Raw genomic sequence first — 26,997 nt, 5'->3', positions numbered from 1 at the left:
ACCAAATGATAAATGTCACGAAAAATGCTTATTCCAGCCGCTTCATCACCCAGTTGTCCACGAGATTAAACAAGTGCTGCGGCAGAAAGGTTCGCCATTTCGGCTCGTCCAGCAGGTGGACGTAATGCTCCAGCCGGGCGCTCTCGAACTCCTCCCGCGTCTGTTGCGGCAGGTTCAGCAGCACCACCCATCCCCCGTCGTCCCGGATATCATCCCACCACTCTTCATAATAACAATCGTCGGAAGAATAGAAATTGAGGACGTTTTCACCGATCAGTATGAATTTATTGATACCATGTGAAATGAGCAGGTCGATCACATCGCGCTTGAGCGTCATGATGTTGTTCTCCACCGCATCGTTCCACTCCCCGATCAGCTCGATGATGGCATAGTTGAACTGGTAGTCGGCGAACAGGAGCTTCATGTACAGGTTGGGCGCGCCGAAATCGTCCCATTGCGGGTGGACGTAATAGTTATAAACCGTATTGGTAAATTCGAATTCGCTGTATTCGCGGCCATAGAACGGCGACAGCTCGTCTTCCTCGGCTGTATACAGGTGTCGCCAGTTATAAAAGGGTTCTATTTCATGCATGGCGGCAATTTATGTAATTTTTTATTTCCTGCTTTCTACCGCGCGCTTCACGCTGCCGTATTCCAGGAGCAGGCTTTTGGCGGTTTCATAGTCGCCGAGCTGGAGCTGTTCCATCACCATTTTCACACCGCGGTCTACCAGCTTTTCGTTGCTGAGCTGCATGTTTACCATTTTATTGTCTTCCACACGGCCGAGCTGGATCATGACGGTGGTGGAGATCATATTGAGGACGAGCTTTTGCGCCGTTCCGGATTTCATTCTCGTGGAGCCGGTCACGAATTCGGGGCCCACCACTACTTCAACGGGGAAATCCGCATGTTCGGAAACGGGTGAGCCGGGATTGCAGGAGATGGAACCGGTTACGATGCCCTTTTCGCGGCAGGCTTTGAGGGCGCCGATCACGTAGGGCGTAGTGCCGCTGGCGGCGATGCCAACTACTACGTCTTTATCGGTGATGTTCCACTGCAGGAGGTCGCGCCAGCCCTGCTCGCGGTCGTCTTCCGCATTTTCGACGGCCCTGCGGATGGCGGAATCCCCCCCGGCGATGAGCCCTACAACCAGCCCCTGGGGCACGCCGTACGTGGGCGGGCATTCGGAAGCGTCGAGGATGCCGAGGCGGCCGCTGGTGCCGGCGCCCATATAAAAGAGGCGTCCGCCTGCCAGCATTTTGTCGGCGATGGCGGCCGTCAGCTTCGTGATCTGCGGGATGGCCTTTTCCACGGCCAGGGGAACGGTTTTGTCTTCGTTATTAATATTGGTGAGCACTTCCTGAATGGTCATGGTTTCCAGGTGGCGGTATTGGCTCGGTTGCTCTGTGACTTTAGTGAATGCCATAAGGTTAATCTTGATCTTCGTGATACAATGCCAGTCCGTCCATCGGGTTTTTGAGCACCCTTCCCAGCTGCAGTTCGTAGAGGTTGCAGAGGGTTTCGAGGACGTCGCGGAAGTGGAAGGCAACGCTGCCCGTGAAGTGCAGGGGCACTGTCCAGCTTTCGCGGTATTTATAGAGGTGATTGAAAAAAAACTCGTTGAGGCTGTCTTCCAGGATATTTTCGACCATAAAATGCCCGCGGTTCTCGGCCAGGAAGGGCGTGAATGAGGCGAGGTAGCGGTTGGGCAGGGGTTTGCGGTAGACGTTATCGAGGATTTCATCCCGCTGGATGCCGAACTTCTGGTCGAACCGGTAGCTCAGGTCCCCGTCAAAGGTATCGTACAGGTAATACTGGAGTACTTTCTTGCCGAGATAGGCGCCGGAGCCTTCGTCGCCCAGGATGAACCCCAGGCCCGGGTTGTTCTTTTCTATCTCTTTACCATTATAATAGCAGGAATTGGAGCCGGTGCCGAGGATGCTTGCGATGCCGGGTTCATGGCCGCACAGGGCGCGGGCGGCCCCCATCAGGTCGTGCGTTACCTCCACTTTTGCCTTCGGCCACACGGCATGGAGGGCTTTGTGGACCAGTTTTATGTTGTTTTCCGCCTTGCAGCCGGTCCCGTAGAAAAAGACCCGGTCGGGCAAAACATCGTCCATCTGCGGCAGCAGCTCCGCCCGGATGGCCTCCTCTATCTGTACGCTGGTGAGAAAATACGGGCTGAGGCCCTGCGTCATCCAGGTCTGCCGCTTCTTGCCGTCCGTCAGGCACCATTCCGTTTTGGTGGACCCGCTATCCGCCACCAGCTTAACTTTCGAAGGCATATCCGATCGTTTATGAAATTAAGATTGAGATGTAGATGTTTTGCTTGTGAATATGTTATTTTTGTCACAAGTTAAACAAAAGGGTGGATTCCCCTCAACGTTTTAAATAATCATATGTCGGACAACAGAAGAATAAAAGTTTGGCTGCCCCTGATGTTTGCCGGTGTGCTGGCACTGGGCATGTACCTGGGGCATAAGATGCCCGCGGCCCGGAACGGTGATTCCGTCAGTTTTTTCGTCAACAGAAGAAGCTCCCTGCAGGAAGTGATCGACCTCCTGAAATATAATTATGTAGACACGCTCGACGTGGCCACCATCCAGGAAGACGCCATCGAAGGGCTCCTCTCCCACCTCGATCCCCATTCGGTATATATTCCACCGGCAGATGTGCAGGAGGTGAACGAAGACCTTGACGGCAACTTCGAAGGCATCGGGGTAGAATTCAACATTATCAAGGATACGGTGAACATCCTCAGCGTGATCGCCGGTGGCCCATCGGATGCGGCGGGCGTGCTGACGGGCGACAAAATCCTGAAAGTCGACGATTCCGTGAACGTGGCCGGGAAGAACATCACGGCGGAAGCCATCCGCAAACTGCTGCGCGGCCCTCGTAATTCCACCGTTAAAACCCGTATGCTGCGGGGCGCCCGGGAACTGGACATCACCATCAAACGCGGCGTCATTCCCCTGAACAGCGTAGACGCGGCCTATATGACAGCCCCCACCGTGGGATACATCAAGATCAGCAAATTCGCCGCCACCACTTACACCGAATTCCTCGAAGCTACCCGCAAACTGGAAAAACTGGGCATGAAGCAGCTCGTGATCGACCTGCGCCAGAACGGCGGCGGCCTGCTGGATGCGGCTACCCGCCTGGCCGACGAGGTGCTCGACGGCAATAAACTCATCGTCTATACGCAGGGCAAAAACTCCCCGCGCCAGGATTACACCTGCTCCCGCCCCGGCGCGTTCGAGAAAGGGAACCTGGCCATCCTTATCGACGAAGGTTCCGCTTCCGCCAGCGAAGTGCTGGCCGGTGCGGTACAGGATTGGGACCGCGGCATCATCATCGGCCGCCGGAGCTTCGGCAAAGGCCTCGTGCAGGAACCATTCGAGCTGGATAACGGCGCTACCCTCCGGCTCACCATCGCGCGGTATTACCTGCCTTCCAACCGGAGCATCCAGAAAAGCTACGAAAACGGCCGTGAAGCCTATGAAGACGATATCGCCAACCGATACAACCATGGTGAATTCGTGAACGGCGACAGCATCCGACCCGTGGATTCCAGCCTTAAATTCCGTAAGCCAGGCCCCAGCGGCGCGATCGTTTACGGCGGCGGCGGCATCACCCCGGATATTTTCATCCCCTTCGATACCACCCGTTATTCCGAACTGCTCACCGAACTGTATAACCGCAACGTGTTCGGCGATTTCGTATATCAATATTATACCGCCAACGCCGCAGAGTTCAGCGCTTTCAAGGACGCCTCGTCGTTCAACCGCGACTGGCAGGTGAATGATAAGATGATGGCCGGTTTCCGGACATTGGCCACGGAAGAAGGCGTGAACATGAGCCGCGCTTCGGCGAAAGACAACGATGAGATCCGCACCCGTATCAAAGCCCTGCTGGCGCGCCAGCGCTGGAGGACGGAGGGTTTCTACGAAGTCGCCAACGCCGGCGATCCGGCGATCACCCGCGCGGTGCAGGAATTGCAGAAAACCAAGTAGTTATCCAATAACTTGTCAAAAGCCGGAGCGGAACCCTTCCTCTCCGGCTTTTTTCGTAATTTGCCAGCATGTCCCCCTATATCATTCGCATCCTATTCGCGATTTACCTTATTTACGTCCTGCTGCCTGACAAAAAGAAAAAGCAGCCATGAAAATCCTTTGCCTTGTCCTCTCCATGATCGCCCTGTTCTTCGGCGCCATTTTCAAAATTCAACACTGGCCGAATGCCGACATTTTACCGATAGCCTGCCTGGGCCTGTTCCCCGTTTTCCATTTGATGGTGATTTTGCAGCTCCTCCGGCAACAGCAGTTCCGGTTTGGTACACGCATCCCTTGGCTGGCGCTGGCATCAGCCCGACCTACCCGGGCGGTATACTTTTCTTGCTGTTCCAAACGGGACGTATTGCAGCCAAAAAATTTAAGGCCGGAAAGACATAAAATCCCCGGCATGCATTTATTTTGCAGTACGATGATGTATTACCTGACGCTATCCGGTTTGATTCTACTGGTTTCGTTTATCATTTTCTATCTGTTGCCGGATAAAAAACGTTAGCGCAGACCGCCATCATCAGCGCAGACCATTGATTCCCAGCAAGCGGATGTACCGGATGCAAAACAGGGTCGTGAGCAGGTACACGCCTACCAGCCGCAGGTAAAACCAGGGATCGGCGAGCACGTCTGACCGTAAAATCACCCACAGCATCAGAAAGTTAAACGCCAATACGAACGGTGCGCAGCGCGACGCGTAGCTTCTCAGCTCTTGCTCGCTGGCCCCGGTGGAGAATTTGCGCGCCATCAACCATCCGAAAACGAATAGCGACGGGAGCCCGAATAGCAATGACACGGCGAGCAACAGTAGCGACAGCAAAAAATCGAGCAGGATGCTGCCGGGCATGCGGTCGAAAATAGTTATGATGAAGATCAGCGGCGAAATGGCCACACTGGCCAGCCATATGCGCAAGGCATACCAGAAGGGTGCGGATTTCATAGGCGTACGGTTCGGTTATAGGGTATTCTGACCTAAAAATAAGGGTTTCCCGGCACCGGGCCTATGACATAAAAGGGGGAATCAACGATGCCGGACCCGCGCCCGTTCCTCTTCGTAATCTTTGCGGAGATCGCGCAACTCCTGTTCCAGCTGGCGTTTGGCCATTTTCTGCTCCCGGCCGTTGCTGTAAGATCGCAATTCGAATTCGCGGGTGCGGCGGGCGCGATCGTCTTCGTAGGCCTGCTTCAGCTGTTTGAGTGCATCTTCCTCGATGATATTTTCCTGGACTTCGTCCATTTTCTTCTGGAGAAAGGTCATTTTGCGGTCCATTTCACCGGCAGCAGAAGGGTCGCGGATGACGGTGCGTACCGTTTCCATCATATCCATGAGCACGGAACGCAGTGCGGCGCCGTGTTGCGGGGAAGCTTGCGAGAAATCGAGCGTGGCGGGGTTGAACCGGGAGAAGGCCGTAAGGATGCTGTCGCGCGTGGATTGCGGGAGCCGGGCCAGGCCGCGGAGGTCTGTACCGGGGAAGCGGAACACGTAGTTCCCGGGGTCGTTCTGAGCGGTGGCAAACACACACAGGCTGCATAGCAGCAACATCGTTATCAGGCTTCGTTTCATTGCTCGTTCCGGTTAATTAGTTCCCCATCTGAACAATTGCTGTGCCAAACAGCAAAAATCCTCCCGGCTCATTGCCGGAAGGATCCATATGCGTTTTCAACATGCGAAACTATTGCTTCGGTGCAGCACTGTCGGTGGCCGGTGCGGGCGTCAGGCTGGTAGAGTCGGTGGCCTGCATGGAAGTGTCCGGCGGCGTGAGCGTCGGTTCTTCCATTGCCGGAGAATCGGTCGGAACAGCAGTAGAATCGGTGTTGTTGGATGCGTTGTTGTTGCAGGCCGCGAAAAGTCCGGCGGCGAATGCGAGCAGGAATAACTTTTTCATCTGAGATATGGTTTTGATGGTTTAATACTCCCCTATCCGCGCAATGACTGTGCCAAACAAAAAAAAGTCCTTCCGGTTTGCACCGGAAGGACCATATACTTTCATCAAACGCTAATTAGTGTTTGTGAGTGCTATCAGCAGCTACAGCAGCAGAGTCAGCAGTAACAGCAACGGAATCAGCTACGATTGCAGCAGAGTCAGTTACGGGAGCAACAGCCGGAGAATCGGTAGCTACGGTGGTAGAGTCGTTAGAAGTGGTAGCAGCGTTGTTGCAAGCTACGAATGCGCCAACAGCGATAGCGAGTACGAATAATTTTTTCATGTTGATGTTTGTTTTAAAACGCCGCAAAGGTATTCAAAATTCCTGTATTACAAAATAAATTTTAATATAATACGGGGAAATTACTTCTTCCGGAAGAAAATCCGGATCGGAACCCCCTGGAAATTAAAGTTTTCGCGGAGTTTGTTCTCCAGGTAATTTTTATACGGTGTTTTGATATCGTCGGGCAAATTCGCAAAAAACGCGAAGGCCGGTGTATGCGTGGGCAGCTGCGTCACGTACTTGATTTTGATGGCCGTGCCGCGAACCACCGGCGGACGGTGCGCTTCGATCGCCTTGAGCATGATATCGTTCAACACCGAGGTTTGCACCTTGCGCTGGCGGTTGTCGTATACCTCCAATGCAGTTTCTACGGCTTTGAAGATGCGTTGCTTCTCGATCACGGAACCGAAGATGATGGGCACGTCGGAAAACGGTGCGATGCGCTCGCGCAGTGCCTTTTCGTAGTCGCGGGCGGTGTTGGTTTGTTTATCCACCAAATCCCATTTATTCACGAAAATCACCAGGCCTTTCCCTTTGCGGGCGGCGAGGCTGAAGATGCTGAGGTCCTGTCCTGCGATGCCTTTTTCGGCGTCGAGGATGAGGAGGCATACGTCGGCTTCGTCCAGCGCCTTGATGGCGCGGATCACGGAGTAGAACTCTAGATCTTCGTGCACTTTGGCTTTCCGGCGGATACCGGCCGTGTCGATCAGCATGAAATCCTTCTGGAACAGGCGGTAGCGGGTATGGATGGTATCGCGTGTGGTGCCGGCGATGTCGGAAACGATGTTGCGTTCTTCGCCGACGAGGGCGTTGAGGAGCGAGGATTTACCCACGTTCGGCTGGCCGATGATGGCGATCTTGGGGATGCCGTCGTTTTCGTTCGTCGCCTGTTCTTCTTCGGGGATGAGGGCGGCGATATCGTCGAGCAGTTCGCCCGTGCCGCTGCCGGTCATGGAAGAAAGGAAGTGTATGTTTTCGAAGCCCATGGAATAGAATTCGGCGGCTTCGAGCTGGCGTTCGTGGTTGTCTACCTTGTTAACGGCGAGATACACGGGTTTGGAGGAGCGGCGGAGCAGGTCGGCCACGTCGGCATCGAGATCGGTGATACCGGTGGTAACGTCGCACATGAAAATCAGCACGTTCGCTTCTTCCATGGCGATTTTCACCTGTTTGCGGATCTCACGTTCGAACACGTCTTCGGAGCGGGATACGAAACCGCCGGTGTCGATGACGTTGAAGGTTTTGCCGTTCCAGTCGGCGATGCCGTACTGGCGGTCGCGGGTAACGCCGCTAACGTCGTCGACGATGGCCTTTCGTTGTTCGAGCAGGCGGTTGAAGAGGGTGGATTTCCCAACGTTCGGGCGTCCGACGATGGCTACTGTGAACCCTGGCATATTATTCAGATTTTAAAGTCGTTGTTTACAATAATCCGTATTCACGGAGGTAATTATCGTTGTCGCGCCATTTGTCGCGCACTTTGACATGGAGCTCGAGGAAAACTTTCCGGTCGAGGAATTTTTCGATTTCCTGTCTGGCGCGGGACCCGATTTCGCGGATGGACCGTCCTCTTTCGCCGAGGATGATGCCTTTTTGCGTTTCACGGGTTACGACGATATCGGCGGATATTTTGGTCAGTGTTTGTTTTTCCTGGAAGAGGGTGACTACCACGGCGGTGTGGTAGGGGATTTCGTCTTCGAAGAGGTGGAAGATCTGTTCACGGACCATTTCGGCTACGAAGAAGCGGGTAGACCGGTCTGTGAGCGTGTCTTCCGGGTAGAAGGGCTCGCTTTCGGGGAGGAGCTGAACGATTTCCTTTTTGAGGAGGTCGATATTTTTCTTCTGGATGGCGGAGATGAAGATGACGGATTTGGCTTTGCCCCAGGCGAGGCATTTGGCTTTGATTTCTTCGATGGCGGGGGCTTCGAGGTTGTCCATCTTGTTGATAACGAGGATGGAGGTGCCTTTGAGCTTGAGGGAACCGAAGAGTTCGAGGCATTCGTCGAGGTTATCACGGCCATCCATTAGGAGGAGCGCGATATCGGCGTCTTCGAGTGCGGACTTCACGGCAGACATCATTTTCTCGTGCATTTTATACTTCGGGTCGATGATGCCGGGGGTGTCCGAGAAGACGATCTGGTAGCCGGGTTCGGTGAGAACGCCGGTGATGCGGTGGCGGGTGGTTTGGACTTTGGGGGAAACGATGGCGAGTTTTTCGCCGAGGATGGCGTTCAGGAGGGTTGATTTTCCTGCGTTCGGTTTCCCGAAAATATTGACAAAACCTGCGCGATGCATCATTATAAAATTTAATTCGTTGAACGGCCTCGGGGATGTGATACCGGGGAGTTCGGCTGCAAAGGTAGCACAAATAAAAAAAGCCGAAGCGGTTCGGCAAGATTCGATAGACGGTGCATTTTTGCGGATATCCGTACGTGTGGCCCTGATGTTTATAAAAAAGTGAATCCCGCTCCGGGAGCGGGATTCCGACTTTCTTTCGTAGCGAGGAGGGGATTCGAACCTCTGACCTTCGGGTTATGAGCCCGACGAGCTACCTCTGCTCTACCTCGCAATGTGGTTGCAAAGTTAAGGGAATTATTTCGGCTGACAAATATTTTTTGGGAATCGTGGGATTAATGAGCCGGCGGAAATGACGAAGACCTTCGCTGGTAGGGATTACAAGGGAATAAAAAAAATTTACAAGCTATACGATTTTGTGAGGCCCGCGTTGTAAGATGGCATATAATGTTGCATGAGTTATGCTTGTGCCAGGATGTAGGTGACAGGAACCAGGTAGCAATTGGGAACAGGGCGATTGATGTAATCGAGGTGTCCGGGAAGAGGAAATTTTTCCGGCGATCCGAGAAAAAACATCAATAAAAAACCGCGAACACTTCATCAAGTATTCGCGGCTTCTGCTGTAGCGAGGAGGGGATTCGAACCTCTGACCTTCGGGTTATGAGCCCGACGAGCTACCTCTGCTCTACCTCGCAATGTGGGTGCAAATGTAAGAGAAAATATTTCCTAAAGCGAAATTTATTTTTCAATTCTTTTGGGGAAATTTATTCGAAAAACATCGAAACCACCTACAGCAAAGCATCACAGCCGAAAATATTTTTTCTCCCGAATGGATGAATACATGCTGTTAGCTGCAGTCGATTGTCGGAAACGTCCTTACTTGCAACAATGTCATTTGTGTTTCCTGCTGCAGGTAAACAGCGATTTCAATTCCCATGAAACAATACATTCATGTGAAACAACACATTCAGGCCGTAGCCATTTCCGCCGATGCAGAAGCAGAATACAGGCATAGCCATTCCTGTTTGGAAGTTAAACAACCATATTAGCTTGGAAGTTAAACAACCATATTAGCAATGAATGTATGCGTTCCACAAATCGGCCATACCGCAGCTGTGACAGCCAGTTACGCAGATCCCGGTCGCAAGTGCATTAATTTCATACGCGCTTCCTGCTGCAGAATGTTCGTGGCTTTCTTTTCCAGTATATCCATAATTTCAGGGGACACATCGTAAAATCCGCATGCGTTGCAGATATCCGCGGGTACGCCGCGCACGACGAATGCGGCGTCATCTCTTTCGAGAAATACGGTGACTTGTCCTGGTTCCCTTTTTCCTTTTTTGCATTGCGTACATTCCATCGTTCGTATCAATTTTCGGTGAATAAAGCTCATTTCCTTACCGGCTCCTTTTACCGAATTCGCTCATAACAAACAGCTGCATAGAATATTGCTGGAATATCTCCGCTTTCAACTTCATACTTCAACTTTCATCTTTGCACAAACAACGTAACACAATCTACCCGATCTTTCGTTTTACTACGCTATCGATCAGCGCAACTCACCCAATCAGTTCATTTCAATATCCTTTCCATCTACGCATTTCAGTATCCTATCCATCAGTTCATTTCACCATCCTTTCCATCTGCGCATTTCAGTATCCTATCCATCCGTTCATTTCAATAACCTTTCCATCTGCGCATTTCAGTATCCCATCCATCAGTTCATTTCAATATCCTTTCCATCTGCGCATTTCAGTATCCCATCCATCAGTTCATTTCAATATCCTTTCCATCTGCGCATTTCCGTATCCTATCCATCCGTTCATTTCAATATCCTTTCCATCTACGCATTTCAGTATCCTATCCATCAGTTCATTTCAATATCCTTTCCACCTGCGCATTTCAGTATCCTATCCATCAGTTCATTTCAATATCCTTTCCATCCGCTCATTGTAGTAACCTATCCATCAGCCCTTCAATTGGCTGCTTCCACCTTCAATTCCCCCATCCCGAAAGCGCACACCTCTCCCACTCCAAGCCGCACACCAGCCCAGGGAAATAGATGCAGGCAGCCGAGCCGTTCCAGCCGGCTGCCTGTACTTATCATCGAAATAACATGGATTAGTTTAGGGACTCATTAAAACGGCAGCTCCTCCGTCACATCCTCCGGCACCGGCGCCGCCAGTCCGCCTTCCGGGGCACCCTCGCCACCAGGCTTCCCTTCCAGCCGCGGACCGTGATTCAGCAACTGCACGTTCGTGACCCGCACCTTCAGCGCACATGCCGGCGCCCCGTTCTGCGTCGTGTACATATCCAGGAACGGCACGCCTTCCACATACACGTACGTTCCCTGCAGCAGGTAAGCCCCCACCGCATTCGGCGCCCACATCGCACAGTCGGCCCAGATCGTGCGCTCCTGCGCCACGCCCTGCCCGTTCTTGTAACGCTCATTATGCGCTACACTGAAATTCAGCACCTGCTTACCGTTCACCTCATGCAAAATAGCATTCTTGCCCAGGTGACCGATCAATTGAATCTTAATCATTGTTTGTGATTTAGGTTAACAAATAAAAAAGTTGGCTATGGGAATTATTCTATCAGAAAGCAGTATCGGGTTAACGAATTGTAAGTTAAGGCAATTTTCAAACACGAAAAATTATTTCACCTTTTTTCCGGCGCTATAGCTACCTTTGCCGGGAATACGGGCCCGTAAACGGCTCTTTTCACCTCGGGGTGCCTTACTATCAGGCTGAGATCAAACCCGTTGAACCTAACCAGGTAATGCTGGTAAGGAAAGGTAAGCGGCACATTTCCTACTTACCTGTTTTTATTGCGATAGTACATCGGCGCGGCCTTCACCGGCCCAGCTCCGCTATTGGTCATCGAACCTTAAAACCGTCATAAACAGGAACCGATCATGAAACATCTCCTGCTCTTTGCCCTGCTTTGCTGCACCACCGCCGCACTGGCACAAAGAACACTCTCCGGCACCGCCACCGACGCGCGCACCGGTCAACCACTGGAAGGCGCCACCATCGCCATTCTTAACGGCCCCTCCGCTATCACCGACGCCAGCGGCCGTTTCTCCCTCCCCCTTCCCAAACAGCAGCCCGCCATCGTACAGGCCAGCTTCCTCGGATACGCCCCCAGCAGGGACACCCTCCGCAAAGGCACCTCCACGCTGCATTTCACCCTCTCCGAAACCGGACTGTTCGTGAAACCCGTGGAAATCACCTCCCTCCGCGCCGGCACCAACTCGCCCTTCACCAAGTCCGAGCTCCGCCGCGAAGACATCGCCAAACAAAACCTGGGGCAAGACCTCCCCCTTCTCCTCAACCAACTCCCGTCCGTCACCACCAACTCCGACGCCGGGGCCGGCATCGGATACACCGGCATGCGGGTCCGCGGCTCCGATATCACCCGCATCAACGTCACCGTTAACGGCATCCCCATTAACGACGCGGAATCGCAAGGCACCTTTTTCGTGAACATGCCCGACTTCGCCTCCTCCGTTTCCAGCATCCAGCTGCAACGCGGCGTAGGCACCTCCACCAACGGCGCCGGCGCTTTCGGCGCATCGCTCAACCTTTCCACCAACGAATTCCGCGATAAGGCATACGGCGAGATCAACGCCTCCTACGGCTCGTTCGATAGCTGGAAAACCACCGTCAGCGCAGGTTCCGGGCTCATCAACGATCACTTCACCGCCGATGTGCGCCTGTCGAAAGTTTCATCTAACGGGTATATAGACCGCGCCACCTCCGACCTCAAATCTTTCTACACCTCATTCGCCTACATCGCCGGCAAATCCTCCATCCGCCTTAACGTATTCTCCGGCAAGGAAAAAACTTACCAGGCCTGGACCGGCTCCACCGACGCCGAGATCAGGGAATTCGGCCGGACTTACAACCCCAACGGGAAAATGGAAAAAGGCGGATTCTACGACAACGAAACCGATAATTACCAGCAAGACCATTACCAACTGCTGTTCAACCACGCCTTCCGCCCCAACCTCCATTTCAACGCCGCGCTGCATTACACCCGCGGCCGCGGCTATTACGAAAATTGGCGGGAAAACGACTGGTACGTGGATTACGGCATCACCGGCCCCGTACACGATGGCGACACCACACACCAAAGCGACCTCATCCGCCAGCTGTGGCTCGACAACCACTTCTACGGCGGTATTTTCTCCATCCGTCAAGACCTTAATAAATTCACCTGGACGGCAGGCGGCGGCTGGAACAAATACGAAGGCAACCACTACGGCAAAGTAATCTGGGCGGAAAAAGGCGCGTTCGACAAAGACTTCCGCTGGTATGACCTCGACGCCCTCAAGACCGACCTGAACGTATACTGGAAAGGCGAATTCGCGGTGACCAGCAAGTTGAAACTCTTTGCCGATCTGCAATACAGGCACGTGAACTACGAACTGGACGGCTTCCGCAAGAACCCGGGCATCCGTCAACATAAGAAATACGATTTCTTCAATCCCAAGGGCGGTGCCACTTTCACGATCAACGAAAAACAGCACATTTACGCTTCTTACGCCATCGGCAACAAGGAACCGAACCGCGACGATTTCGAAGTGGGCGGTGCACAGGCCCCGCTGCATGAAACCCTCCGCAACCTCGAAGCCGGTTACGTTTGGCGCGGCGCCAACGCCAGCGTTCAGGCGAACGTGTACTACATGAATTACCGCAACCAGCTCGTACCCACCGGCCGTATCAACGACGTGGGCGCATATGCCCGCACAAACATCCCGGAAAGCTATCGCCTGGGGATCGAAGTGGAAGGACAATACACGCCCGCAGCATGGCTTACCGTTCAGGCCAACGCCGCTTTCAGCCGCAACCGCATCAACGCATTCACCGAATACCTCGATGATTGGGACAACGGCGGCCAGAAAACACAGACATACGAAAGCACGGAAATCGCGTTCTCCCCTTCTTTCGTAGGCGGCGCTACGCTTACGTTCCGGCCGTTCAAAGGATTTTCTGCAGACCTCGTGGAGAAAGGCGTAGGCCCGCAGTACCTCGACAATTCAGGCGATAAAAACCGCCGGCTCGATGGCTACGCCGTTACCGACCTGCGCCTCAATTACACCGTTCCGCAGCGGATCTTCCGCGAGCTGGGCCTGCAATTCATCGCCTACAATCTTACCGACAAACGATACGCGCCCAACGGCTACACCTACGGTTACCTCGAAGGCGGCACCATGAAAGCGATCAACAATTATTTCCCTATGGCGGGCATTAATTTTATGGCCGGTGTGAAAATCGGTCTGTAACGTTTCTGAAATCCATATCCGAACCAGGTATTGAAGCCGGCGCACAACGCCGGCTTCGTCATTCTATGCCGTGCGCATTTCACCGGGCGTCTTGCCCGTCCACCGTTTGAAGGCTTTGAGGAATGCGCTCGACTCGTTGTAGCCCAGCATGTACGCGATATCTTTTACGGAATGATGGCCGGAACGGAGATAATCCAGCGCAAGGGCTTTGCGGACTTCGTCCTGCACCTGCAGGAACGTGACACCTTCTCCTGCGAGCTTGCGTTGCAGGCTCCGCGGGCTCATACTGAAATTTGCCGCCACGGATTCGAGGGATGCGGAATAGAGATAAGAATTGGAAAGCAGGTATTGAAAGATGCGTGCATGAAAATCCCCCGCCGGCTGGGCGCCCGCCTGCAGCGCATGGACCTGTTGCAGCAGGATGCTTTGCAATTCGTAATTGGCCGACAGGATTTCCTGGTGCAGCCAGCTGTTGTCGAATGTAAGGGTGAGCGCTTCGCCTTTCTTTTTCAGCGGGCAACGCAGCACCCGTTCGAACTCCGCCGTTTCCTCCACATCGTAAGGCAATTGGACAGTGACGGGCGAAAGCCGGCGCATGAGGAGGCCATCCAGTTCATGCACCGCGAACACGGCGATGAATGCGCTGAAATGTTTGAACGTATGGGGATGATCTGCAGCTTTGACCGGATCGGCGACGAAGCGCATAGAAAACTGCTTGGCACCGTGTTCGGTTTGCATACAGAACATATCGGTGAGCAGCGGCGTCAATGCACCGGCGTGCGCCACGGCTTCGCTTATGGTATTGCTGGTCTGGATGATCTGTCCCACCACGCCCAGGGCCGCCAGTTGCATGGCTTCGCCGAAGTGCAATCCGAAGAGCGGATCTTCTGCCGCATGGGCGGCGTTTTTCCAGAGGCTGTTCACTTCGGTGGCGGTTACGGCCACGGGATGTCCTTGTTGCAATATGCGTGCGTCGATGTTAGACAGGGCGCATAGCCGTTTGGGATCGGCGCCGCGTTGCGTGACGTAGGCTAATAATGCGCGAAGTAGTTGTTGCTGATAATCGGGCATGGCAGAAGTTTTCACCAAAGTTAGAGCGGTGTGGCGGGAAGATACGACGGTTGTCGTGAAATGACAATTGATTGTCGCCTGCGGATAACGCCCGGGCGGGTGGGTCGCGCTACTTTTGTATCATCCAATCCAACAAAAACAAATCAAAACACAATCACCATGATACCTTTAACCACCACCTTACGCATCAACGGTATTTCTTCCCTCGCAACCGGCCTGTTGCTGGCCATTTTCCCTGGTGTAGCCGCAAACATCTCCGGCGTTACCGCCACCGCCCCCTTCGTCGCCGTCGGGTTATTCCTCGTCGTTTTCGCTTCGGGCGTGCTTTTCGTGGCACAGCGCCCTTCTCCTTCCGCCGTGAAATGGATCATCCGGCTGGATACGGTATGGGTGATCGGGAGCGCCGTGGCCATTCTCTTCCTCTTCCCGCTGATCTCCGGCATCGGCACTTTACTGATCGCCGGCGTGGCGCTGTGGGTGGCTGCCATGGCCATTCTCCAGCAGAAAGGAATGCGCAGCTTCGCTACCGCCTGACATCGCGAGATACACATAAAAAAAGGGGCGTCTTCAGCAGACGTCCCTTTTCCATTCCCGGAAATACTTTGGATTTTATTTAACGAGCGCATCGATCGCCGCGTGTACCGAGGCGAAGGGGAATCCGCCGATCACCGCGTCCATCTGGGCTTTGATGGCATCGTTCTGCAAGTTGCCGATGCTGCCTTCGTGGGTATGGCGGATGTCTGTGTCCGGTTCGAATTTGCCGCTTTCGATGTCGAGCCCTACCTGTTTATACGCTTCGCGGAACGGCGTGCCTTCCAGCACGAGGCGGTTCACGACTTCCACGCTGAACAGGTAACGGTATTTTTCGTCTTTTAAGATATCTTCCTTGATGCGGATGTTTTCCAGCATGAGGCGGCTCATCCGCAGGCAGCTGCGCAGCGTTTCGAACGCGGGGAACAGGTTTTCCTTCAGCAGCTGCAAGTCACGGTGGTACCCGGACGGCAGGTTTACCGTCATCATGGCGATCTCGTTGGGCAGCGCCTGCAATTTATTGCAATGCGAGCGGATGAGCTCCCAAACGTCGGGGTTCTTTTTGTGGGGCATGATAGACGAACCGGTCGTCAGTTCATCGGGAAAACCGATGAACCCGAAGTTCTGGTTCATGAACAGCGTAGCGTCCATGGCCATGCGCGACACGGTAGCGGCGATGCCTGCCAGCGCGAAGGCTACCAGTTTCTCCGTTTTCCCGCGCCCCATCTGTGCGTACACCACGTTGTGGTTGAGCGCCTCGAATCCCAGGAGCCTCGTGGTCATCGTACGGTTCAGCGGGAACGACGAGCCGTAGCCGGCCGCCGAGCCCAGCGGGTTCTTGTTCACCACGCGGTAAGCGCCCTGCAGCATGATCAAATCGTCTACCAGGCTTTCCGCATATGCACCGAACCACAATCCGAACGAACTGGGCATCGCGATCTGGAGATGGGTGTACCCGGGCACGAGGGTGCCTTTATACTGTTCGCTCTGCTTTTGCAGCAGGTCGAAAAGTTCTTTCGTTTCGCCCACGATCGTTTCCAGTTCGTGGCGGAGGAACAGCTTGAGGTCTACCAGCACCTGGTCGTTGCGGGACCGGCCGCTGTGGATCTTCTTGCCGGATTCGCCCACGCGCCGGGTGAGCAGCAGCTCCACCTGCGAGTGAATGTCTTCCACCCCGTCTTCCAGCACAAAATTCCCTTCTGCGATTTCGCGGTAGATATTCTTCAGTTCCTGTTGCAGCACGGCCAGGTCTGCCGCGGGCAGCAGCCCTACGGATTCCAGCATGGCGATGTGCGCCAGCGAGCCGAGCACGTCGAAGGGCGCGAGGTAAGCGTCCATTTCGCGGTCGCGGCCTACGGTGAACTGTTCTACCGCCGCGAGGGAGGCTTTATCTTTCTGCCAAAGTTTCATCGTCAATCAGTTTAAAAATCATATTTGCCGAAAATCCGCTGGCGGACGTCCTGCCATTCTTCGCGGAGCATGCTGAAATACACGGTGTTGCGCAAGTGGCCCGTCCAGGTAACCATATGATGCCGCAAAATCCCTTCCTGCTTGCAACCGATGCCCAGCATGGCGTTGCGGGATTTTTCGTTGCGCTCGTCCGTTTTCAGTTCCACCCGGTTCAGCCCCCAGACTTCGAATGCGTATTGCAGCATGGCGAATTTCATGGCGCGGTTGAGGCCGCTGCGCTGAAAATCGGGATGGATCCAGGTGTACCCGATCTCGGTGCGCTTATGCATTTCGGAGATCGCTGCGAAGCGGGTGCTGCCCGCAACGCGGCCGTTCTGTTTGTCTACGATCGTGAAGGGAATGGATTCTCCCCTTTCCTTTTCGGCCAAAGCCTTGCATATATAGCGTTCCAGCTCATCACGGTCGCGGATGGCCGTGGAGCCCACCGTCCACATGGCCGGTTCGAGCGATACTTCCAGCAGGCTATCGAGATCAGACAGTTCCAGCGGACGCAGCAGTACACGTTTATTTTCGAGGCTAAGCTGTTTCATTGTCACTAATTTACGCCATTCACGACAGACAGCAGGCGGATGTAGGTATCGATGCCCTGGCGGATCTCGTCGAGGTAAATGAATTCGTCGGCCGAATGCGAGCGGGCACTGTCGCCCGGGCCCACTTTCACCGAGGTAGCCGGAATCAGCGCCTGGTCAGACGTGGTGGGCGAACCGTACAGCTGTTTTCCCAGGCCGATGCCCGCCTGCACGAGCGGATGCTCTTTCGGGATGAAGGAGGGCCGCATGCGCATGGAGCGTGGCTTCACGTCGCATTTCACGTTAGCGCGGATGGTGCCCAGCATTTCTTCCAGCGTGTACTGGTCGGTAGCGCGGCAATCCACTACAAACGAACATTCCGCCGGCACTACGTTATGCGCCTTGTTGGAAGTATGGACCACGGTCACGCTCATTTTCACCGGCCCCAGCGTTTCGCTCACGTTGGGGAAGCGGTAATTGCGGAACCAGTTGATATCGTCGATCGCATGATACACGGCATTGTCTCCCTCGTCGCGCGCGGCGTGCCCGGCTTTGCCGTGGGCCACGCAATCCAGTACCATCAAGCCCTTTTCGGCGATGGCGAGGTCGGTTTTCGTGGGCTCGCCTACGATGGCGAAGTCGATTTCCGGCAACAGGGGCAGCACGCTTTCGATGCCGTTGACGCCGCTGATCTCTTCTTCCGCCGTGGCGGCGATGGCGATATTGTAAGGAAGATTTTCCGTTTCGTAAAAATGCAGGAACGCCGCGATGAGGCTCACCAGGCAGCCGCCGGCGTCGTTGGAACCGAGGCCGAAGAGCTTGCCGTCTTCCACGGTGGGAGCAAACGGATCGCGGGTATATTGCGGGTTGGGCTTAACGGTGTCGTGATGGGAATTGAGGAGGATGGTGGGTTTCGCCGGATCGAAGTGCCTGTTGAGCGCCCATACATTGTTGAGATGACGGTGGTACTTTACCCCGTGATCTTCCATGAAGCCCGCCAGGATAGCGGCGGTGCCGTCTTCCTCTTTGGAAAAGGAAGGCGTGGCGATGAGCGTTTTCAATAGCTGAACGGCGTCTTCATATCGTTGTTGATTCCACATATAGTCAGCATATTAAGGTACCGGCCACGTCGTCGGTGGTGTTGCGGCGCAGATCGTCCGCATGGCCGATCAGCACTTCTTTCACTCCGTTCCCGATGGCCGCGAAGGCGTTCTCCAGTTTGGGAAGAATGCCGTCAGACAGTGCGCCGGCGGCCAACAGCTCGCGGTACACGTCCTGGTTGATCAGGTTGATCACCGAATCATCGTCGTTCGCATCGCGCAGCACGCCTTTCTTCTCGAAACAGAAAACCAGGCGAACGTCGTAATGCGCGGCGAGGGCCACGGCCACCGAAGAGGCGATGGTATCGGCGTTGGTATTGAGGATTTGTCCTTTCCCGTTGTGCGTGAGCGGAGAGAGCACCGGCGTAAGGCCCGCGTCCAGCAAGAGTTGCAGCGGAGCGGTCTGCACGGCGCCGGCGGGGATGTCTCCCACGAAACCGTAGTCGACGTCTTTCACCGGGCGCTTCACGGCGGGGATAATATTGGCATCCGCGCCGGTGAGGCCGATGGCGTTGGCGCCGTTGGCCTGCAGTTTGGCGACGATCTGTTTATTGACGAGGCCGCCATAGACCATCGTTACCACGTCTACCGTTTCCGCATCGGTGATCCTTCTGCCGTTCAGGTATTTCGATTCGACGCCCAGCTTGTCGCCTATCCGGGTGGCGATTTTCCCGCCGCCGTGGATGAGGACCTTCCGGCCCGGGACTTTCGCGAAACCGGCCAGGAACGTATCGAGGAGGGCAGGATTGTCGATGACATTCCCGCCCACTTTTACGACGAATACTTTTTCTTTTGCAGCCATCAGCGGTTTTTTAAGATTTCACTGATCACGGCCTGCGCGGCCCAGGTGCGGTTGCCCGCTTCGGGGATCACGATAGACTGCGGCCCGTCGAGCACTTCATCGGCGATCACCACGTTGCGGCGAACGGGCAGGCAGTGCATGACTTTGGCGTTGGCGGTATTTTTCAGCGTCTCGTTGGTCACCATCCAGGCGGGATCGGAGTTGAGGATCTTGCCGTAGTCGGTGTAAGACGACCAGTTTTTCACATACACGAAATCAGCCCCTTCCATCGCTTCCTGCTGGTTGTGATAGATTTTAGCGTTGCCGGAAAATTTCGGGTCGAGTTCATAGCCTTCCGGGTGGGCGATGGAGAAATCCACTTCGTCCCAGGCGTTCATCCACTGCGCGAAGGAGTTGGGAACGGCCTGCGGGAGCGGTTTTACGTGGGGTGCCCACGTCATCACCACTTTGGGCTTACGCGGCTGGCCCCACTGTTCGCGGATGGTGATGGCGTCTGTGAGGCTCTGCAGCGGGTGCAGGGTGGCGCTTTCCAGGCTGATCACCGGTTTGCCGGCGTATTTGATGAACTGGTTGATATATTTTTCCGTATAGTCTTCTTCCTTATTCTTCAGTCCGGGGAAGGTGCGGATGGACAGGATGTCGAAATACTGCCCCATCACGGCGGCGGCTTCTTTCACGTGTTCGGTGGTGCTGCCGTTCATGACAACGCCGTCGTTCATTTCCAGCGCCCAACCTTCTTTATCGATATTGAACACGACTACTTCCATGCCCAGGTTCCGCGCGGCTACCTGCGTACTGAGGCGGGTGCGGAGGCTGGGGTTGAGAAATATCATGCCGAGGGTTTTGTTTTCCCCCAGGCCTTTTTCTTTGAAAGGATTTTTCTTGTAATCCAGCGCGATATCCACCATCTGTGGCACGCCGGGCACATCCTCCACGGAAATAAACTGTTTCATTACGCGTGTACCGGTTTTAAAGCTTGTTTGAATGCGGTGAGGAACTGATCGGCCTGGTCTTTCGTCAGCGCCAGCGAAGGCAGCAGGCGGATGACGTTCGGCTTGGCTTCGCCGGTGAAGATCCTGTATTTGAAGAGCAGTTCTTTTCTTACATGCGCCAGTTCTTCCGGCAGTTCGATCCCGATCATCAGGCCCTTGCCCCTCACTTCCTTCACTTCGGGGAATTTCCGCAGTTCGTCCATGAGGTAATTGCCCACATTTTCCGCGTTGGCGATGAGGTTTTCCTTCTCGATCACTTCCAGCACGGCCAGCGCCGCCGCGCATGCGAGGTGGTTACCGCCGAAAGTGGTGCCCAGCATACCGTAGCTCGGCCGGAACTTCGGGGCGATGATGATGCCGCCGATGGGGAAACCGTTGCCCATGCCTTTGGCCATGGTGTAAATGTCCGCATCCACGCCGGCATGGTCGTGACTGAAGAATTTACCGCTCCGGCCATATCCGCATTGTACGGAATCCGCGATGAACACGGCGTTGTGCTGGTCGCACAGGCTGCGGATCTTCTGCAGGAAAGCAGCAGACGCCACGTTGATGCCGCCCACGCCCTGGATGCCTTCGATGATCACGGAAGACACTTCATATTTATCGAAAGCGGCCTCCAGCGCGGCGAGATCTTCCCAGGGGAGGAACACCACGTTGTCGGTCTCATTCACCGGCGCCACGATCTTCGGATTGTCGGTAGCCGCCACCGCGAGCGAGGTCCGCCCGTGGAAAGCCTTTTTGAAAGCGATGATCTTCTTTTTACCGTTGTAGAAAGACGCGAGCTTCAGCGCGTTCTCGTTCGCTTCCGCACCGGAATTCACGAGGAACAGCTGGTAGTCTTCTTTCCCGGACACCTTGCCCAGCTTTTCGGCCAGCTGCTGTTGCAGGGGAATGTGGATGGAGTTGGAATAGAAACCTACCTTGTTCAGCTGGTCGGTCAGCCGTTGCACGTAATGCGGATGGGTATGACCGATGGAGATCACCGCGTGGCCGCCGTAGAGGTCGAGGTAGGGGTTGCCCTGGTCGTCCCAGACAGTGGAGCCTTGCGCTTTGGTGATGGTGATATCGTTAACCGGATATACGTCGAATAATTTCATCAGTTCAAATTTGTCTTTTCAGTTGCGGGATGGAACCTCGCTTTCGCCCGGTTTCATTTGCAGCCAAGATGTTTAGAATACGATGGATTTCAGTTTGAGGCCGGCCGTTTCTTCGAGGCCGAGCATCAGGTTCATATTCTGGACCGCTTGCCCTGAGGCGCCTTTCACCAGGTTGTCTTCGATGGAGTGAATGACGAGCTTGCCAACCTGTTTTTCCAGCTGTACGAGCACTTTATTGGTGTTGACAACCTGCTTGAGGTCGATCTGTTTGCGGCTGACGTGAGTGAAGGGGTGGCCTTCGTAATACGCTTCATACAGGGCGTAAGCTTCGTCGAGTTGCAGATGGCAGTCCAGGTAGGAAGTGATCCAGATACCGCGCGGGAAATCCCCGCGAACGGGCACGAAGTGGACACCTCCGCCGAAAGCAGGCTGTATGGCCTGCAGGGTTCGTCGGATTTCCTTCAGGTGCTGGTGCTGCAATACTTTATACGTCGAGATGTTGTTGGCTCTCCAGGTGAAGTGCGACGTGGCCTGGAGGCTCTGGCCGGCGCCGGTGGAGCCGGTGATGCCGGTGGTGTGCACTTCGGTGAGGAGCCCTGCTTTCGCCAGGGGCAGCAATCCGAGCTGGATGGCCGTGGCGAAGCAGCCGGGATTGGCGATGTTGGAGGCGGAACGGATGGCATCGCGGTTCGCTTCGGGCAGGCCGTAGACGAATTCGCGGCCTTTCACGGATTCTCCCAGCCTGAAATCCTGGCTGAGGTCTACCACCTTCACGGATGCGGCAATGTCGTTGGCTTCGAGGAACTTTCTGGATTCACCGTGGCCGAGGCAAAGGAAAATCACGTCTACGGCGTTGTCGATCTCGCCGGTGAACAGCAGGTCTGTTTCGCCGAGGAGGTCGCCGTGAACGGCATGGAGCGGATTGCCCGCGTTGGAGCGGGAATGAACGAATGCCAGTTCCACATCGGGGTGGTTGAGCAGCAGCCGGATGGCTTCGCCGCCAGTATATCCCGCCCCGCCGATAATGCCTGCCTTTCTCGTTTTCATGCCTTTTATTTTTTGTTGGATTCGTTAACCTGGTTCCAGATCATGGTCTGGTTACCGAAAATCTTGCTGAAACCTCTCACGTCTTCGCCGCTCCATCCGCTGTTCATTTCACCGTACTTGCCGAATTTGCTGCTCATGAGATCGTACGGGGATTCGATGCCCGTTACCTGGAAACGGTAGGGCATCAGCGTTACGAACACTTTACCGGTCACGTTTTCCTGGCTGTGCTGGAGGTATGCTTCGATGTCGCGCATCACGGGGTCGAGGATCTGGCCTTCGTGCATCCAGTTGCCGTAGAAAGTAGCCAGCTGGTCTTTCCAGGTGAGTTGCCATTTGGAGAGCACGTGTTTTTCCAACGCGTGGTGCGCTTTGAGGATCACCATGGGCGCGGCGGCTTCGAAGCCTACGCGGCCTTTGATGCCGATGATGGTATCGCCCACGTGAATGTCGCGGCCGATGGCGAAACCGCCGGCCAGGCTTTGCAGGTATACGATCGCATCGGTCGGGTGATCGAATTTCTTATCGTTAACACCGGTCAGTTCGCCTTTCACGAAGGTCAGCTGAACCTGCTCGGGATCGTTTTTGGTGAGTTGGGTGGGCCAGGCTTCTTCGGGCAACATGCCGTTGGAAGTCAGCGTTTCCTTGCCGCCTACGGATGTTCCCCAGATACCTTTGTTGATGGAGTACATCGCTTTGGTGAAGTTCATTTCCACGCCTTTGGACTGGAGATAGGAAATTTCTTCTTCGCGGGAGAGCTTCAGGTCGCGGATGGGAGTGATGATTTCCACGCCGGGGATCATGATGTGGAAGATCATATCGAACCGTACCTGGTCGTTACCGGCGCCGGTGGAACCATGCGCCACGGCGTCTGCGCCTACTTCCTTCACGTATTCTGCGATGGCGAGGGCCTGGCTCATGCGCTCGGCGCTTACGCTGAGGGGGTAGGTGTTGTTTTTGAGAACGTTACCAAATACGAGGTAGCGGATCACTTTATCGTAATAAGAGCGGACCGCATCTACGGTCTTGTGACTTTTCACACCCAGACTGTAGGCGCGTTTCTCGATCTCCTGCAGTTCTTCCGCAGTAAAACCGCCGGTATTCACGATCACGGAATGTACTTCATAACCCTTTTCTTCGGTCAGGTATTTCACGCAGTACGATGTATCCAATCCTCCGCTGAAACCCAGTACAACTTTTCTCATGGTAATTTTTGCTTGTATTTGGTAATTCGTAAATAGTTTCCAATTGGATCAGAGCCAGCTGAAAAGGAAGAACCTTTTCCGGGAAGCTCCTGCGCCTCCGCTGCCCGATTTCCGGGCTGCCTTCAGCAATATGTATTTTTTATACCGCATCCACCGCTCGAACAGGGAAAAGTTTCCTTTAAATTTCCGTTTCCGGGATGGCGGTTCCACGGCTACGGCCGCTGCTGCGGCAGAAGACGGTGCGGTTTGCTGTGCGGCGAGCTTGGCGGCTTTCTCCTCGGCTTCCTTCGCTTTCTCGACCGGGTCGTAGAGCATGGCGGTGCAAAGACAGTTTTTACGGCCTTTGGACATGAGCACTTCGTAGTTCACGCAGCTGCGGCAGCCTTTCCAGAACTCCTCGTCGTCGGTAAGCTCGGAATAGGTAACGGGCTCATAGCCCAGGTCGGAGTTGATCTTCATGACGGCGAGGCCGGTGGTGAGACCGAAGATCTTGGCATCGGGGTATTTTTTTCTCGACAGTTCGAAGATCTTCTCCTTGATAGCTTTAGCTACGCCATGACCGCGGAAGGCGGGGTTGACGATAAGGCCGGAGTTGGCGACGAACTTCTCGTGCCCCCATGCCTCGATGTAGCAAAACCCGACCCATTCTCCAGATGCAGTGAGCGCGATAACGGCCTTTCCTTCGTCCATTTTCAGCTGCACGTATTCCGGGGAACGCTTGGCAATGCCGGTCCCGCGCGCTTTAGCAGAAGCTTCCATCTCGTCTGTGATGGTTTGAGCATAATGCTTATCGTCGGCAGTAGCTGCCCGAACGATGATATCCTTGTTTTCCAACTTTTTACAATTGAAAATTGTGATGCAATAAATTGATTGGAGGTTCCCATTGCCGGGATGGGCCCATGACGGGTGCCATGGATGGGTTATACGACCGGAGTGTGGCCGCTATCAAATACGAGGTCGTCGGGAAAGATATCTAAAGACAGGAAACCCAATAGCATAAACACCCTCTTCGAGAGACGGATGAAAAGCGAGTATGTTGGTATGGGTCGCGGTATATTCCAACTTCAGTTCGACGTTAAATTGTGATAAAAAAGTGTCTTTAGTTTTAAAGTATCTGCAAAGTTATAACTTATTTACATATGCAACCGATTTTTTTTTGACGTTGACGAAAGAAGGGAAACCCAGGCCCAGCCTAAGTTTCCCTTCTGTTCCGATCGTCCGGCCCGGCCGGATTAATATACTTCCAGTTCCGACACGGACACGCGTGTATCCTTCGGGTCCGCCGGCTCTAGCGCCATGAACTTAACATACTTGCAAGTAACTGGTGATGATAGTTTTATGTATTGACGAATCGGATTATTCAAAACATTGGCAAAAGTGCCTTCCGCCACGGGTTTCCCCCACTCCTTTCCGTCGTTGCTGACATAGAACGCGTATTTGTACACGATACCGCCATGGGTATTGGGCGTGTAGGAGAAGGCTTTCACCTGCTGCTCCCGGCCCAGATCGATCACCAGCGCTGCAGGATAGGCGTTCTCTTTGGTGGTCCATGCGCGGCGCGAAGCGTCGATCGCCGCCTCAGCCCCGGGTGTCATGGCCTTAAATCCGGCAGGCGCGATCCCGAAGATGGCGTCGATCACCGTGCTTCCCTTTTGGCCATTGTTCACGAATGCTTTGGCAGACACGGTGCCGGCGCCCGGCATGGAAAACGGCTGTACATATGTGGGAGATGCCGTGGTGGGCACGGAACCGTCGAGCGTATAATGGATCACGGGGTCGGGGGATTGCGTTTTGATGCTCACCATCCCGCTTTTATCGCGGCTCACTTCGGGATCGGCGATCAATTCTGGCGCGCGGAAGAGCGCTACTTCGCTGATCACGGGGCTCGCCTTGGCGTCAAGGATGGAAATGCGGATGGATTTGGCGGTCGTCAGCGGCAGGCGCAGGATGCGCTTATAGCCGACCGTCGTTTCCCGGGCAATCTCTTTCCACACCTTCCCTTGCAGCACGCTCACGGAAAACACCCGTATGCGCTGGCCCAGGGGAATGAATTCCTGCAGGGAAACACGGTTGAATGTAACCGGCCTGGCGTAGCTGAGGGTGATATCCGCCGTGGTTTTGCCTTCTGCGGCGGCCCAATAGGTATTGTAGTTCCTGTCTGCCAGGTACACCGCGCTGATCATGGTATTGCCCTGACGGGTGTTGGTGGCGGCGATGCGGGCCATGCGGGCCAAGTTTTCCCTGAAGTCGGCGTCCAGTGCGCGGCGCAGCTCCATCAGCCGGGCAGAGTCGTTGGCATGGATGCGCCCGCGGCGATCTACCGGGATATTGAGCAGCAGGTTGGCATTGCGGCCAACAGAACTATAATAAATATCGAGTAGATGTGGGAGCGTTTTCACCTGGCCGTCGGTTGCTTTGCTGTAGAACCATCCCGGGCGGATAGACACGTCGGCTTCTCCGGGCACCCAGTGCGTGCCGTCTTCCTGACCTTTATTCAGCGTTTCGGTGATCCCGCCCATGCCGGGCTTGAAATCCGCGCGGTTGAGCGTGCTCCAGTTGGTAAGGCCGGCATACCCGCTTTCGTTCCCGATCCAGCGGCAGCCGGGGCCGGCGTCGCTGAAGAAGATCACGTTGGGGTGGATATTGGTAACGGTGGACTCGAACAGGTTCCAGTCGTACTCCTGCTTCTTGCCATTGGGACCTTCGCCGTTGGCGCCGTCGAACCACTGCTCGAACACGTCTCCATATTTGGTATGTACTTCCTTCAGCTGGTTGGCGAACACCTGGTTGTACTCCGGCGTCCCGTAGGCCGGATGGTTACGGTCCCACGGCGAAAGGTACACCCCGAAAAGCAGGCCGTATTCGCGGCAGGCGGCGGAAAGATCCGCCAGCACGTCGCCCTTCCCGTTCTTCCAGGCGCTTTCGCGCACGGTGTGCTTGCTGTATTCGCTGGGCCAGAGGCAGAACCCGTCGTGGTGCTTGGCCGTGATGATGATGCCTTTCATTCCCGCCAGTTTCGCCGTGCGGGCCCACTGGCGCGCGTCCAGCTCGGTGGGGTTGAAGACCTTGGGGTCTTCGTCCCCATGCCCCCATTCCTTGTCCGTAAAGGTGTTCGGACCGAAATGGATGAACATGTAATATTCGAGCTGCTGCCATTTCACCTGTGCAGCCGAAGGCAAAGCCCCCACCGGTTTGATTTCCGGCTGCGCCCACGCTTTGCTCCCGGCCAGCAGGAGAGCGAGTAGTATCGTTTTTTTCATAAATCGTGCTTGTAGACGTGACATCCCTCAAAATAAGTATCCGGGGCGCATTTCGCGAACATTGT

General features: G+C 54.7%; 26 protein-coding genes, 2 tRNA genes and 1 riboswitch. Of the genes, 4 read left to right on the top strand and 24 right to left on the bottom strand.

Annotated elements, in window-relative coordinates; translation table 11 throughout:
- Nucleotides 1-28: 28 nt before the first annotated feature.
- The 3 genes from EJ361_RS10500 to EJ361_RS10490 are packed head-to-tail and all read right to left on the bottom strand — an operon-like array spanning nucleotide 29 to nucleotide 2,285.
- On the bottom strand, nucleotides 29-592 hold the full coding sequence (locus EJ361_RS10500) for a hypothetical protein (RefSeq protein WP_126245542.1): 564 nt from the start codon (nucleotides 590-592) through the stop codon (nucleotides 29-31).
- 21 nt (nucleotides 593-613) lie between these two features.
- The gene (murQ, locus tag EJ361_RS10495; protein ID WP_126245541.1) at nucleotides 614-1,426 is read right to left on the bottom strand and encodes an N-acetylmuramic acid 6-phosphate etherase; all 813 of its coding nucleotides are present in this window, start codon (nucleotides 1,424-1,426) and stop codon (nucleotides 614-616) included.
- A gap of 4 nt (nucleotides 1,427-1,430) precedes the next feature.
- Nucleotides 1,431-2,285, bottom strand: a complete 855-nt coding sequence (locus EJ361_RS10490; RefSeq protein WP_126245540.1) for an N-acetylglucosamine kinase — start codon at nucleotides 2,283-2,285, stop codon at nucleotides 1,431-1,433.
- Between the two features lie 114 nt (nucleotides 2,286-2,399).
- Here EJ361_RS10490 and EJ361_RS10485 point away from each other — a divergent pair, with 114 nt between their 5' ends.
- Nucleotides 2,400-4,013 (top strand): S41 family peptidase, encoded by a 1,614-nt coding sequence (locus tag EJ361_RS10485; RefSeq protein ID WP_126245539.1) that lies wholly within the window; start codon nucleotides 2,400-2,402, stop codon nucleotides 4,011-4,013.
- Between the two features lie 148 nt (nucleotides 4,014-4,161).
- A complete protein-coding gene (locus EJ361_RS10480) occupies nucleotides 4,162-4,566 on the top strand; it encodes a hypothetical protein (RefSeq protein WP_126245538.1) in 405 nt (134 codons plus the stop codon).
- 15 nt (nucleotides 4,567-4,581) lie between these two features.
- On the opposite strand, the gene EJ361_RS10475 is transcribed toward EJ361_RS10480, so the two are convergent.
- From EJ361_RS10475 to EJ361_RS10430, 10 genes are all read right to left on the bottom strand, one after another.
- The gene (locus EJ361_RS10475) at nucleotides 4,582-5,001 is read right to left on the bottom strand and encodes a hypothetical protein (protein ID WP_126245537.1); all 420 of its coding nucleotides are present in this window, start codon (nucleotides 4,999-5,001) and stop codon (nucleotides 4,582-4,584) included.
- 81 nt (nucleotides 5,002-5,082) lie between these two features.
- Nucleotides 5,083-5,625 carry a hypothetical protein gene (locus EJ361_RS10470; protein ID WP_126245536.1) on the bottom strand — a complete coding sequence of 181 codons (543 nt, stop codon included), beginning with the start codon at nucleotides 5,623-5,625 and terminating at the stop codon, nucleotides 5,083-5,085.
- Nucleotides 5,626-5,734: 109 nt separating this feature from the next.
- Nucleotides 5,735-5,947, bottom strand: a complete 213-nt coding sequence (locus EJ361_RS10465; protein WP_126245535.1) for a hypothetical protein — start codon at nucleotides 5,945-5,947, stop codon at nucleotides 5,735-5,737.
- 115 nt (nucleotides 5,948-6,062) lie between these two features.
- The gene (locus EJ361_RS10460; RefSeq protein ID WP_126245534.1) at nucleotides 6,063-6,269 is read right to left on the bottom strand and encodes a hypothetical protein; all 207 of its coding nucleotides are present in this window, start codon (nucleotides 6,267-6,269) and stop codon (nucleotides 6,063-6,065) included.
- 80 nt (nucleotides 6,270-6,349) lie between these two features.
- On the bottom strand, nucleotides 6,350-7,663 hold the full coding sequence (gene der / locus EJ361_RS10455) for a ribosome biogenesis GTPase Der (RefSeq protein ID WP_126245533.1): 1,314 nt from the start codon (nucleotides 7,661-7,663) through the stop codon (nucleotides 6,350-6,352).
- Between the two features lie 25 nt (nucleotides 7,664-7,688).
- Nucleotides 7,689-8,564: a GTPase Era gene (era, locus tag EJ361_RS10450; protein WP_240646596.1), complete on the bottom strand. Its 876-nt coding sequence runs from the start codon at nucleotides 8,562-8,564 to the stop codon at nucleotides 7,689-7,691.
- A 199-nt stretch (nucleotides 8,565-8,763) separates the two neighbouring features.
- Nucleotides 8,764-8,835: transfer RNA gene (locus EJ361_RS10445), tRNA-Met, on the bottom strand.
- Nucleotides 8,836-9,184: 349 nt separating this feature from the next.
- Nucleotides 9,185-9,256 (bottom strand) — tRNA-Met (locus tag EJ361_RS10440).
- 431 nt (nucleotides 9,257-9,687) lie between these two features.
- A complete protein-coding gene (locus EJ361_RS10435) occupies nucleotides 9,688-9,921 on the bottom strand; it encodes a type II toxin-antitoxin system MqsA family antitoxin (protein ID WP_164714167.1) in 234 nt (77 codons plus the stop codon).
- A 777-nt stretch (nucleotides 9,922-10,698) separates the two neighbouring features.
- Nucleotides 10,699-11,106: a single-stranded DNA-binding protein gene (locus EJ361_RS10430; protein WP_126245531.1), complete on the bottom strand. Its 408-nt coding sequence runs from the start codon at nucleotides 11,104-11,106 to the stop codon at nucleotides 10,699-10,701.
- 174 nt (nucleotides 11,107-11,280) lie between these two features.
- A riboswitch (TPP riboswitch) is annotated at nucleotides 11,281-11,373 on the top strand.
- A 105-nt stretch (nucleotides 11,374-11,478) separates the two neighbouring features.
- Here EJ361_RS10430 and EJ361_RS10425 point away from each other — a divergent pair.
- The gene (locus EJ361_RS10425; RefSeq protein WP_126245530.1) at nucleotides 11,479-13,851 is read left to right on the top strand and encodes a TonB-dependent receptor; all 2,373 of its coding nucleotides are present in this window, start codon (nucleotides 11,479-11,481) and stop codon (nucleotides 13,849-13,851) included.
- 63 nt (nucleotides 13,852-13,914) lie between these two features.
- Here EJ361_RS10425 and EJ361_RS10420 read toward each other — a convergent pair whose 3' ends face one another.
- Nucleotides 13,915-14,922, bottom strand: a complete 1,008-nt coding sequence (locus tag EJ361_RS10420) for an AraC family transcriptional regulator (protein ID WP_126245529.1) — start codon at nucleotides 14,920-14,922, stop codon at nucleotides 13,915-13,917.
- 159 nt (nucleotides 14,923-15,081) lie between these two features.
- Between EJ361_RS10420 and EJ361_RS10415 the strand changes: the two genes are divergently transcribed.
- Complete coding sequence (locus EJ361_RS10415) at nucleotides 15,082-15,456, top strand: hypothetical protein (protein ID WP_126245528.1); 375 nt, start codon at nucleotides 15,082-15,084, stop codon at nucleotides 15,454-15,456.
- 75 nt (nucleotides 15,457-15,531) lie between these two features.
- On the opposite strand, the gene argH is transcribed toward EJ361_RS10415, so the two are convergent.
- The 10 genes from argH to EJ361_RS10365 form a co-directional block, all read right to left on the bottom strand.
- Nucleotides 15,532-16,863 carry an argininosuccinate lyase gene (gene argH, locus EJ361_RS10410; RefSeq protein ID WP_126245527.1) on the bottom strand — a complete coding sequence of 444 codons (1,332 nt, stop codon included), beginning with the start codon at nucleotides 16,861-16,863 and terminating at the stop codon, nucleotides 15,532-15,534.
- Nucleotides 16,864-16,874: 11 nt separating this feature from the next.
- Nucleotides 16,875-17,453 carry a GNAT family N-acetyltransferase gene (locus tag EJ361_RS10405; protein ID WP_126245526.1) on the bottom strand — a complete coding sequence of 193 codons (579 nt, stop codon included), beginning with the start codon at nucleotides 17,451-17,453 and terminating at the stop codon, nucleotides 16,875-16,877.
- 5 nt (nucleotides 17,454-17,458) lie between these two features.
- Nucleotides 17,459-18,532 (bottom strand): M20 family metallo-hydrolase, encoded by a 1,074-nt coding sequence (locus tag EJ361_RS10400; RefSeq protein WP_126245525.1) that lies wholly within the window; start codon nucleotides 18,530-18,532, stop codon nucleotides 17,459-17,461.
- Between the two features lie 4 nt (nucleotides 18,533-18,536).
- Nucleotides 18,537-19,334, bottom strand: coding sequence for an acetylglutamate kinase (argB, locus tag EJ361_RS10395; RefSeq protein WP_126245524.1), 798 nt, complete (start codon nucleotides 19,332-19,334; stop codon nucleotides 18,537-18,539).
- Nucleotides 19,334-20,287, bottom strand: coding sequence for an N-acetylornithine carbamoyltransferase (locus EJ361_RS10390; protein ID WP_126245523.1), 954 nt, complete (start codon nucleotides 20,285-20,287; stop codon nucleotides 19,334-19,336). The genes argB and EJ361_RS10390 overlap by 1 nt, the downstream gene beginning before the upstream one ends.
- Nucleotides 20,287-21,423 (bottom strand): aspartate aminotransferase family protein, encoded by a 1,137-nt coding sequence (locus EJ361_RS10385; RefSeq protein WP_126245522.1) that lies wholly within the window; start codon nucleotides 21,421-21,423, stop codon nucleotides 20,287-20,289. The genes EJ361_RS10390 and EJ361_RS10385 overlap by 1 nt, the downstream gene beginning before the upstream one ends.
- Nucleotides 21,424-21,495: 72 nt before the next feature.
- Nucleotides 21,496-22,470 (bottom strand): N-acetyl-gamma-glutamyl-phosphate reductase, encoded by a 975-nt coding sequence (gene argC, locus EJ361_RS10380; protein WP_126245521.1) that lies wholly within the window; start codon nucleotides 22,468-22,470, stop codon nucleotides 21,496-21,498.
- A gap of 5 nt (nucleotides 22,471-22,475) precedes the next feature.
- On the bottom strand, nucleotides 22,476-23,672 hold the full coding sequence (locus EJ361_RS10375) for an argininosuccinate synthase (RefSeq protein WP_126245520.1): 1,197 nt from the start codon (nucleotides 23,670-23,672) through the stop codon (nucleotides 22,476-22,478).
- Between the two features lie 48 nt (nucleotides 23,673-23,720).
- Nucleotides 23,721-24,506, bottom strand: coding sequence for a GNAT family N-acetyltransferase (locus EJ361_RS10370; RefSeq protein WP_240646595.1), 786 nt, complete (start codon nucleotides 24,504-24,506; stop codon nucleotides 23,721-23,723).
- A gap of 398 nt (nucleotides 24,507-24,904) precedes the next feature.
- Nucleotides 24,905-26,932 carry an alpha-L-fucosidase gene (locus tag EJ361_RS10365; RefSeq protein WP_126245519.1) on the bottom strand — a complete coding sequence of 676 codons (2,028 nt, stop codon included), beginning with the start codon at nucleotides 26,930-26,932 and terminating at the stop codon, nucleotides 24,905-24,907.
- Nucleotides 26,933-26,997: the final 65 nt, after the last annotated feature.

This window comes from Chitinophaga rhizosphaerae (genome assembly GCF_003958645.1).
Lineage (GTDB): Bacteria > Bacteroidota > Bacteroidia > Chitinophagales > Chitinophagaceae > Chitinophaga > Chitinophaga rhizosphaerae.
Note: the sequence above shows the minus strand (reverse complement) of the source record. Positions and strands in the feature narration are given on the sequence as shown.